We start from the raw sequence: 10,075 nt of genomic DNA, 5'->3' as shown, positions 1-10,075 counted from the left end.
CTACAACCACGACATGACCGCTGGCTCCGAGGATCCCTCAGATCCCTTCCAGACCGTGCGCGTCCTCACGATCATGCGCGTCGACGAACGATGACGCAGACCGCCCCGACGCACAGCCGTCGGGGCTTTCCTTCCATCTCTCGAAAGGATTGCATCATGACCATCGAAACGATCAGCCCGATCAGCGCAACCGAGCGCGCCCGCCGTCACCGCGAGGTCGACTTCGCCCGCGGCAACGTCCGCCACGAGGGCGGCATCCTCTCCGACGAGATCGAGCAGCTCAATGCCCGCTACATCGCCGGTGAAATCAACAGCGAAGCGCTCACCAGCGCAATCCTCGCATCGCAGACCGTCCATTTGCCGTGATGGCGCGGAGGCAGAAGGGAGTGCGCTGTGTGGCGGCCCCCCCTGCCCTACCACCGTCGGAAAGGCTCTGTCGTCGACGCCGTTCCAGCATGACGACCGGGCGTGGCCGGCGTCAAGGATGCGCGGCGCCTCCAATTTTGACGCGGCCGTGCGTTCCGCTGCGCTCCACTTCGTCCACGACAAAATCGGCACCTCCACGCACCGCTTCGCGGCCGCTTCGCGGTCCCTGACCCCGACCACGCCCGATCGTCAAGCCGCCTCTGTCTCAAGCGAACAGAAGGACGATTAGATGAACATTCAAACCGCACGCACCCAAACATGGCTCGCGGAGCTGGCCAGCATTCAAGCGGAGATCGCGATCAACGGGATGCCCGCGGCACCCCGGCCCGCTCGCAAGCGGACCCGCAAGCTCAAGCCGCTCTGGGAAGAGTGACCGAGACGGGGCGGCGCTGCCGCCCCGCTCTCGTCATGTCTCACACCGCTCGATGCGCCAGCACCTCGCGGATCCCGCGCGCGCAGCCCTCGGGGAATCCCTGCACATATCCGATCAGAAACGCGGTGAAGCCAATCCCGATCAGCGCCGCGATACCAGGCACGACGAGCTGCGGCAGCGACGCCCGTTGATGCAATGGTGTCCTCGCAGGAGGCGTCATTCTCCGCTGATGCGCCCGCTGCAAAGTTCGAACCGCGGCGATCATCTCCTCGACCAGGAGCATGTTATGCCGCGAGATTTCTCCAACATCGACGATCAGCTCCCGCAATGCGACAGCCGCATATTCAAACGTCAGCTCCGGTGTATCCACGAGACCGCTTAGTCCCGAACTCCGCTGATGCAGTTGCAACAATCCCGTCTCGATTTCGAGCAGAACGGCTTCTTCAAGGTCCGGTTTACCCACCTTCACTCCGTGCCTTTGATGGTCTCGCCTTATGGACCGTCCCAACCGCAAAACCTATGACGCGGGCGTCGCCCCGCCCTGTGGGCGGCGCCGGGCTCTCTTCCGCTGCGCTCCACCGAGGCCCTTCGGGTCTCAGCCCTTCGGGTGATGATCCCTGACGTGATCCTGCCGGATCGAACAGCTGCCTGGCGTAACTGCCATCCCATCGATTGCACTTGCGATTGTCCGTTCGCAGGTGCAGCAAAGGGAGGCCTTTCAGGCATCCTCTCCTAAAACTTCCAGGCCGTCCTTTGGGCGGCCTTTTTTTGTTCATCGATGCGCCAAGCCGTATCTGAAAAGATTCTCATCTACCGCGTCGCCTAGCAGGCTGCCAGAATCTCGCCGGCGTTGATCGACACGCGCCGCGGGCTTTGCCAGAACCGCGGTCTCGCCCAGCTTGGGGCGGGATGACTTATGCATCGGCTTCGCAATACGAACAGGGAAATGGATATGGACGAGAAGACTGACAGGATCGCGTTGGCGGCCGAGCTTACCGCCGCGTGGCTTGCGAACCCGAATACCCGACCCGAAGCTGATGCCGTCCCGGCTTTCCTGGCCTCCATGCACGCGGCCCTTGTGAAGCTGGACGCCCCGGCCGAGGGCAATCAACGGCCCGAGGCGCCAACCGAGGCGGAATATCCACCAGCAACGACCGCGCGAAAGTCGCTGGCGTCGCCCGACCAGATCATATCGATGATCGACGGAAAGCCGTACCGAACCCTACGCCGGCATCTAAGCAGCAACGGGTTTACGCCCGAGGAGTACCGCGCCCGCTATAATCTCAAACCCGATTATCCGATGGTAGCGCCGGCCTACAGCGAGGCACGTCGCGCGATGGCGAAGCAGATCGGCCTTGGACGGAAACCCAAGACGGCAGAGACAGGGGCAGAGGCACCGTCGCCAGCGCCGACACCTCGCCGCAAGCTCAAGGTGGCCACGCCGGCATAAGTCAGGATCGCGAGCGACCGTCCGGTCACGCGATCGCGAACGGGAATACTGCACGAAATCGCGCACTCGCTGTATGCTACTCTCGGGTAACAGCGATGGGGAGTTCACAGCCCCTGCCGCAAATCATGTCACCCAAAGGAGGTGATATTGATTTGACCATGTATGAAACCGCAATGGTCGTGCTGACTGGTGTTTCGCTAGTCGTCGCGATCGTCACGCTGGGCCGGAAGTAATTCCGGCTTAGCGGGGGGCGGAGGTCTCACAGGGCCTTCGCCCCTTTTCCAAGAAAAAGGCCGGCGCTGTTGACAGCGCCAGCCCCGGAAGTTTGAACCCGTCGCGTTCACAGCGCGACGGGTTCAGGTAAGTGACACCGATCTGACTCGATGAAACCGCACACCCCATATACGCCATCCTTCCTGAAAATCCAGTTTCAGGATGGATGGGCGTTGCGCCCGAGCGGAAATCTCCTTCCGTAGAACCCGCTCCTCCCCCGCACCTATCGGGCTATCGGTATCTCCCCGATCCGCGTCGTCCACGCCGGACTTTTCTGGCTCCGCTTCGTATCGAACGCGCGCGCGCCGAACCCCTGGGCTGCGATCCCTACGGTCCCACGCCCGAACCGATCGTTGAGGCCATCCATAGCCGCCAACAACCCGGGGGCACGCGGATCCTCGACGGCGAAGAAATCCCCCTGCCCCGCGCCCTGCGGCAGCAGCTCCTCGAGCAGGACGCCGCACTTCGTATAGACGCCCCCAGGCTGGTACATCGCCTCCATCATCTTGGCCGCCAAGCCGGCAATGATGCGCGGATCGTTGCTGGGTGGCGACATCCGGGTCTGCCGGCTGGCCGAGGGCGGATTGGGCCGGTAGCGCGAGCCGTGCGCGAACACGATCAGCCGCGTTGCCACCAGTCCCTGGTGTCGGATCTTCTCGGCCGCGCGCACCGCGCGCCGGACCATCGCCTCGCGAAGCTCATCGAGGTCCGTTACCGGCGCGCCGAACTGGCGCGTTACCGCCGTCGCCTTGCTTGCTTCCGGCTCCGGCTTGAACTCTTCGCACTCGATGCCGTTCAGCTCGCGCACCAGGCGGTCGAGAACGACCGTGCCGACATCACGCGCGGATGCGGGTGGCATCGCCACCAGGTCGGCCGTTGTCCGAATTCCGAGCGGGTGCAATCGCGCCGCCAGCGCCGACCCTATCCCCCACACCTCCTTGACCGGCCACTCGGCAAAGAGACGCGCGCGCAGCTCGGTGTCGTGGAGGTCCACGACACCATCCCAGATCTTCTCGGTCGCCTTCGCTAGCGCATTGGCGACCTTCGACAATGCGCGCGTCGGACCAAGTCCGATCCGCGTCGGAAGGCCGGTCTGGCGCAGGATTGCCGCGCGCAGCTTATGCGCGGCCACCACATCACCCAGGCCGTTGGGCAGCACCGGCAGGCGGTAGAAACTCTCGTCGATCGAGTAGATCTCGATCAGGTCGCTATGCTCCGCGATCACCGCATTGAAGCGCCGATTCATGTCGGCATAGAGTTCGTAATTGGAGGATCGGACCTCGATCCCATGCCGTTTGATGACGTCGCGAATCTTGAAGATCGGATCGCCCATCTTGATGTGGAGGGCCTTTGCCTCCTCGCTCCGCGCGATCGCACAGCCGTCGTTGTTCGACAGCACGATCACCGGCACGCGCCGCAGTCTCGGGTCAAAGACCTTCTCCGACGAGACGTAGAAGTTGCTCACGTCGACGATTGCGTGTGTCATCGGCGCGCGCCTATCGCTGATAGTCGCGGACGGCTGCCCGCACGACGCCCCATATTTCCGTCTGGTCGTCGGCGATTTGCTCCGGATAGCTCTGCTGGCTGTTGCGCGCCTCGAGGTACGGCACCCCGGCCCGGTGAACGAGCTGGCGGCAGACGAAACCGTCAGCAAGCACAGCGAACACGATGTGGCCGCTGCGCGGCGTGACATCGCGATCGACCACCACGACGTCGCGATCGCCGATGCCGGCGTCTACCATGCTCGTTCCATCGATCCGGAAGACGAAGCTGGCGGCTCTGTTAAGCCGCAGCAGCTCCACCAGATTGATAGCGTCCTCCTCCCAGTCCTGGGCGGGTGACGGAAAGCCAGCTCCCGCTACGCCGATTGGCTTCAGCCGGAGCCTCGGCGCCATTACGGCGAGCGGGACCGGCTGCGCGATCGGCAGCAACATGATCTGAATCCTTAACTCGTGGCCCCTCATAACGCCCAAGAGAACAGATTGGGAACAGAAGATTGTTCGGCTCGTCGATTTCGATCGCCCGGGTTGAGTATGTGGCGATGCCGGGCGACCCGTCATAGGATGGCCGGATGTGCAACCGAGCCCGATATGCCAGCGAACCCGAAACGCTTTGGGGTTCAACCGCGAAGTTGTTTAGCGAGCGCCCCCGCGACAATCGCTTCAACCCGAAGGAGCTGCGGCCGAAAAGCCGAAACTACGTCGTCCGCGAGCAGGAAGGCGACCGCTTCTGGGACGTGATGACCTGGGACGTCCTTGGCGGCCAGGCGCCCTGGCCGATGACGAACGTCCGCCAGCTCGCCCTGCCCCAGTGGCGCAGGCTCGCCGCCAAGCCGGAAAATCGCTGCGTGATCCCGCTCACCGAGTTTGCGGAGTTTACGCCCGAGAAGCACGACCTGGGCGACGGCAAGCCGCCTCTCAAAGGGGAAATGTGGTTCAGCGTCACCGACCAGCCTGTCTTCGCGGTCGCTGGCTTCTGGCAGCGCACCGCCGAGGGTGATGGTTTCACGATGGTCACATGCGATCCCAACAGCCTCGTCGCACCGATCCACCCCAAGGCGGTGATAACGATCCTCGAGCCTGAGGACGTCGATACTTGGCTACGCGGGTTCTACGACGACGTGGTGGCGCTTCAGCGCCCCTATGATCCGGCCAAAATGACCGTCCGCGGACCAGTGTTCCCGACGCGCGGCCGGGGCTGACGCCGTGTCCGGATCAAGCCGCCCTACACCCGTGGAAGACCACCTCACGCGCGTAAATCATTGGCCGGACCGACGGTGAAGCTGACTTCACCGCGCGACCTTTGAATTGCGATGCGCGCTCGACGGAACCACCCTATTTCGATCGACGGAGAGAACCCATGCCATCGCTGTTTGAGAATGCCGTCGCGTCGATCCGCATGGGGGTCGAGGATTATCGCCAGCAGGACAGCGATCGCGACGTCTCCGCAGTCAGGAACTTCTATGCGGGCGTGCTCCTGCTCGCCAAGGAAGCGTTGGTCAGAAAGGCGCCCGACGCCGATCCCAAGGATGTGATCGGCACGAGTTACAAGCCCGTGCCTGACGGTGATGGGGGCATCGCCTATGAAGCGGTCGGCGGAAAAACGATCGACTTCAACACCATCGCCGGACGCTTCAAAGATTTCGGCATGGTCATCGACCATAATGCGCTGAAAGATCTCAACCGTATCCGCAACGACATGGAGCATCATTTTACCGAAAAGACCGACGCTGCGGTGCGGACGGCGATCGCCAAGGGCTTTCCGGTCGCCGCCTCGCTCTTCCGCCAAATGGAAGAAGATCCCGCGGTCCTGCTCGGTGACATTTGGTCGGTTATGCTGGAAACGCGCGAGCTCTATGAGCATGAGCTAAAGGACGCGAAGGCCTCTTTGGCCACAGTGCAGTGGCATTCGCCAACCATCGCGGCCGCGACGCTGAAATGTTTCGCCTGCGAATCCGAATTGCTGGAGCAGCTCGATCCCGAGAACAGCGCTCAGGAGATGGTCGATTTTCGATGCCGCAGCTGTCTCGCCACACCAGACATAGCCGATATCATCGAAGCGACGATCGAGAACGCCTTTGCCTTCGACGCCTATACGTGCGCTAAGGAAGGCGGCGAGGAGGGCCCGGTCTATCAATGTCCAGCATGCGAACGCGACACCTATGTCGAGACGGAGGACAGTTGTGCCAATTGTAACGAAAGCCTTGATTACGACGCTGAATGGGCGCGCTGTTCCAACGGCATCTCCATCCAAGAATACCTCGATGGCAATGATTCCGGGCTTTGCGGTTACTGCAGCTACATTTCCGACAAGGTGATGCGTGAGTAGCGCCCTGTCTGGCGGATATGCGCGGTCGAGTTCTAACGTTTCGCAAGTCTCAGTCGTTCAAACGTAAAACTTAAACGGTTGGCGTTCCTCTCCTTTCGCCGACCCCATCGTTAATACATCACCGACCATCCTCGCAAACCGAACCGTAACGGGAAGGCCATCGTTAAAGTTACAAGAATTGTAATTTATTTTAGTTAGACCCATGATGTCGTTCAACACTGACATTATATCGGGCTGCGCATCCTTGCTTCTCATGACCGTGATGTGAAGGGGATTCGGCGTTTCAGGACCGATGTACGTATCGAGCTGAGGGACATAGCCGTTAGTCCAGAGGTAGGCGGTCCGCCGATCGAGCAACAGCGCCGTTCCACGCAGGACCGGATAGTCGCCATCTCGGAAAAGTTTGGTGTCTCCGAAAGTCGTGCGGATGCGAACGCCAATGACGTTAGTTTCGGCTGGTGCCGCGTCGACGAACGCCTGCCATTCCTCATCATTGAAGTAGGTTTGGCCGTGGATGAATAACTCGCGAGGCGGTGCTCCGTGGGTCGCCGTGTAGGTATCGAGTACCATCGTCAGCAGCCGCTTTGCAGCGTCACGCTTAAGGTGGAATTCGTAGTCGCCGGTCTTCCAAGGCCCGTTGGCGCCCCGAAACACCACCCCATCGCCTTCATTGAGAAACATCTGAGCCGCGCAGCAAGAGTGCCCTTGGGGATCATTGGGCAAGCTTTTGTAGACCATCCCTATGTAGCAAACGCCCGGCCTTACTGACGTTAGCCGCCATGGCGGTGTGGGCTGTGATTTGTAATATAGCCCAGTGGCCAGGTTCCAAGCGATAGTAGCGGCGTCTTGAGTCTTGCGTAACGGATATCCGGCGCTGTTGAGAAAGGCTTCCGGTGCAATCGTCGTCTCGCGGATGAGCTGCGTAGGTGCAATCTTGAGAAACTCTGCTTTGATCCGTCGGTGGAAGTCCGGAACGTCTTCGAAGATGTTCTCGTTGGCCTGATCGATCACGCCGGCAGCGGCTAATAGCGGCAGGCTAACTTTCAGCTTTTGTCTTTTGGAGAACGTCCCTTTCTCCATCTTCAAGCCCACTCGTTTAGAGCCTGGACGGCACCGGTCATATACGATCTCGGGCACCACCAGCATCCAGACATCGACGCTGCTTTCCTCATTACGAAGGTGCTTGTTGACCCGGTCGATGTAGAGGTGAGCAACTTTCTCGACGGCCTCGTTCAGGTTCTCGATGCGCGTGGCGCGATCAATCTCTTCGATGGTTATGGTGAGCGTTCTTACGTCATCGGGGTCGAAGGTGACACCGAAGGCCTCGTCGATGCCGGGGAAATTAGCGAGATGCAGACGGTCTGCTTTCTCGCCCTTGCCGGGTGGTGGCACGCTTACGACCGACCTCAGTTTATACGCCCACGCACGGAAGTGAGCGATGCCTTCGCGGGTGCCGACTACCCCGATCCGGATATCGCGGATCTTCTTGGGTTTGGCGTGTGGCCCATAAAGGAATAGCCCGTCTTTTGGGTGGGGGCTGCGCTGGCCACCGGCAAACTCTAGTTCGGGTTCGTGGATATGCTCAACGCGCAGCAATACTTCCGGGAACCTCATGCCTCAACCTCCTCCTCGGTTTCTGGACGGCCAAGCGTGCTCGGATCCGCTTCCTCGTCGTCGGCATCGAGGACGTCAGGTAGGGCCGTACTGACCGGTGAGGAAAAGAGGATAGGTGCCGCCTCCATAATGACCGCCGACGAGGCGGAAAGTGGAAGACTAATAAACGCCGACTCCCCCGACAGAAGCTCTAAAAACGCGAGCATGCGGCCGTGCCACTGCTTGTTACGCCACCCTTTGCAGACGCTGCGTCGAAGTCGATGCATTTTCTTAGCGTCATCGATTTCTAGGCCAGATGGTGTGCCGTTGTCGGCCGCGAACAGCACCCTCGACTTAAGTTTGAAGTGCCAGAACGGCCAAAAAGTCGGCAGGGCGGTGACGCCAAACTGCCAAATATATCCCTTGGCCGCATTGCGCAGCATCGACGAACGCCGATCTCCTTGCCGTCCCCACGGTATCCGCTGGCCTGTGGCAGCGAGTCCGGGAGAAGCGTGAAATCCGATGCTGCCGGAATAACGGTACTCGAGAAGGCCGCGCTTACGACAGAACCCAAACCATGCCTCTTTGAACATTGTGTTGATGATATTGGACGCTGGTTGACGAAGCAGCCCAAGTCGCCGCGAGCCGTGTTCGACAAACTCCACGATTGGAATAGACAGTACCGCTCGGAACCGCCCTACCCCCCCCAACGCCTCTGCGATCTCAGCTTCGTTGGCAAACGACAGGAAACCGGCAGCGTGCAGAGCAGCAGGGAACGGGAATGCTGCAACTGCCCGCTTCAGCGTCGCCTGATCCACCACGCCGCTGCTCTCGTAATAGTGGATGTCATCTGGCGCTTCGACGACACGCAGCCAGTTGGAGGTAAGGCGCTCAGGTTCGTTGACGAGCGGGATGGCACCGCGTCGGCGGAAGATTTCCCAATTGGGATCGATTACCCGTTCGTCAGAACGCGGGACCTTTTGCCGCTTGAGGGCATCGAGCAGCAGTGCCAGCCCCTCTCCCCAGCCACGCACGAAATCTACGGGAACGGCATCCCCAAGGCCTTTGACCTTCCGGAAGCTTTCGAGACGTAGCGGGACGATGAAGCGTTTATCGCCGCGCTCCTTGGCGACGTCGAACGCAATCTCTAGATCGTCTAGGACATGCGGATCTTCCAGCGTCGTATTCGTACACACCAGGAGGACTTTTGCGGCGCGATATTGCAAGGCCGCGTTGATCTCCCGTCGCCAGCGATCGCCAGGCTGCAAGGTGAGGATATCGGCAAAGACGCGGTATCCCTCCGCTTCGAGCTTGGGCGCTAGCCATAGTGCAAATTCATCATCCGTAGGGCTCGCTTTGAGCAAGAAGATGACGTCGTGCTGGGCCGGCGCTTCATCGGGCTTGGCGGACGCCGATGGCGGCGTTGGCAGAAGCCGTGCCAACACCGAGGGTAGCCCGGGTTTGGCCAATGCCTTTTTGACGGCATCCGTTACCACCGTCTCCAGCATTGTAGTGGAACCCGACCAAAGCTTGCTATGCGCACGCTCGACCTCGGGAAACTCGCGCAGAAGGGCGGCGAGATCGTCTGCACCGAAGATGTCGCCAGGCGAGATCAGCGTTGGCCCGATTATCGTCGCCAGACTGGTCTTATTGCCTGGTGTGAGCGGCACCGAGGTCGCGAGGATATAGCGTTTTGACTGCAAGCGGTCGATTGATGGCCGCTCTTTGGTCATCGTCGTCTTAAGAGCTGAGAACGGTGAGCGCTGGTAATGCTTGACCTGAAGAATGAGCGCTCCGCTTTCTGTCACGTACCGACCATCGATTCCGCCGTCAGGCCCTTCAGTGAACGCTTCGAGACGAACATCAATGGCGCGCCCGATCAGGTCACGGGCTAAGCTTTCAAACTCGGTGTGAGATAGCTTAGAAAAATCATAATCCATGGGGCATGGAAGACGGTGTTTTCCACCATCGTCAAGCCTTGGCCGAAGGATAGCGCCGCCGCCACGTCGCCCAGAGGGCGGACCAAATTATAGGACGCCCTCGCAGGCGCGTTCGCAGAACCGCTCGCGATCGCGGACATGTTCAGCCACCATGCCGATTGAAGTATGTCGGCTGTCTTCGCGCATCTTGAA

At 60.5% G+C, this 10,075-nt stretch carries 11 protein-coding genes; 6 read left to right on the top strand and 5 right to left on the bottom strand.

Going from position 1 to position 10,075, the window contains the following annotated elements:
- Positions 1-13: 13 nt before the first annotated feature.
- The 3 genes from RH91_RS23515 (at position 14) to RH91_RS22680 (ending at position 799) form a co-directional block, all read left to right on the top strand.
- Positions 14-94 carry a DUF3768 domain-containing protein gene (locus tag RH91_RS23515; RefSeq protein ID WP_269724697.1) on the top strand — a complete coding sequence of 27 codons (81 nt, stop codon included), beginning with the start codon at positions 14-16 and terminating at the stop codon, positions 92-94.
- Positions 95-156: 62 nt separating this feature from the next.
- Entirely contained in the window at positions 157-366 is a 210-nt protein-coding gene (locus RH91_RS20065; protein WP_010165160.1) for an antitoxin VbhA family protein, read from the top strand.
- A 289-nt stretch (positions 367-655) separates the two neighbouring features.
- Positions 656-799 (top strand): hypothetical protein, encoded by a 144-nt coding sequence (locus RH91_RS22680; RefSeq protein ID WP_157134787.1) that lies wholly within the window; start codon positions 656-658, stop codon positions 797-799.
- 40 nt (positions 800-839) lie between these two features.
- On the opposite strand, the gene RH91_RS20060 is transcribed toward RH91_RS22680, so the two are convergent.
- On the bottom strand, positions 840-1,262 hold the full coding sequence (locus RH91_RS20060; protein ID WP_232283623.1) for a hypothetical protein: 423 nt from the start codon (positions 1,260-1,262) through the stop codon (positions 840-842).
- Positions 1,263-1,745: 483 nt separating this feature from the next.
- Here RH91_RS20060 and RH91_RS20055 point away from each other — a divergent pair, with 483 nt between their 5' ends.
- Positions 1,746-2,249, top strand: a complete 504-nt coding sequence (locus tag RH91_RS20055) for a MucR family transcriptional regulator (protein WP_010165157.1) — start codon at positions 1,746-1,748, stop codon at positions 2,247-2,249.
- 496 nt (positions 2,250-2,745) lie between these two features.
- Here RH91_RS20055 and RH91_RS20050 read toward each other — a convergent pair whose 3' ends face one another.
- Together RH91_RS20050 and RH91_RS20045 are read right to left on the bottom strand one after the other, a co-directional pair.
- Entirely contained in the window at positions 2,746-4,008 is a 1,263-nt protein-coding gene (locus RH91_RS20050) for a Y-family DNA polymerase (RefSeq protein WP_010165154.1), read from the bottom strand.
- A 10-nt stretch (positions 4,009-4,018) separates the two neighbouring features.
- Positions 4,019-4,456, bottom strand: a complete 438-nt coding sequence (locus RH91_RS20045) for a LexA family protein (protein WP_029624130.1) — start codon at positions 4,454-4,456, stop codon at positions 4,019-4,021.
- A gap of 137 nt (positions 4,457-4,593) precedes the next feature.
- On the opposite strand from RH91_RS20045, the gene RH91_RS20040 reads away from it, so the two are divergent.
- The gene (locus RH91_RS20040) at positions 4,594-5,223 is read left to right on the top strand and encodes an SOS response-associated peptidase family protein (RefSeq protein ID WP_029624129.1); all 630 of its coding nucleotides are present in this window, start codon (positions 4,594-4,596) and stop codon (positions 5,221-5,223) included.
- A 158-nt stretch (positions 5,224-5,381) separates the two neighbouring features.
- Complete coding sequence (locus RH91_RS20035) at positions 5,382-6,350, top strand: hypothetical protein (protein WP_010165150.1); 969 nt, start codon at positions 5,382-5,384, stop codon at positions 6,348-6,350.
- 57 nt (positions 6,351-6,407) lie between these two features.
- Here RH91_RS20035 and RH91_RS20030 read toward each other — a convergent pair whose 3' ends face one another.
- Together RH91_RS20030 and RH91_RS20025 are read right to left on the bottom strand one after the other, a co-directional pair.
- Positions 6,408-7,964 carry an argonaute/piwi family protein gene (locus RH91_RS20030; RefSeq protein WP_010165149.1) on the bottom strand — a complete coding sequence of 519 codons (1,557 nt, stop codon included), beginning with the start codon at positions 7,962-7,964 and terminating at the stop codon, positions 6,408-6,410.
- The gene (locus RH91_RS20025; protein WP_010165148.1) at positions 7,961-9,883 is read right to left on the bottom strand and encodes a TIR domain-containing protein; all 1,923 of its coding nucleotides are present in this window, start codon (positions 9,881-9,883) and stop codon (positions 7,961-7,963) included. Before RH91_RS20025 ends, RH91_RS20030 begins: the two co-directional genes overlap by 4 nt.
- Positions 9,884-10,075: the final 192 nt, after the last annotated feature.

Origin of the sequence: Sphingomonas sp. PAMC 26617, assembly GCF_000242835.1 — a bacterium.
Taxonomy (GTDB): domain Bacteria; phylum Pseudomonadota; class Alphaproteobacteria; order Sphingomonadales; family Sphingomonadaceae; genus Sphingomonas.
This window is presented reverse-complemented; position numbering and strand designations above follow the sequence as displayed.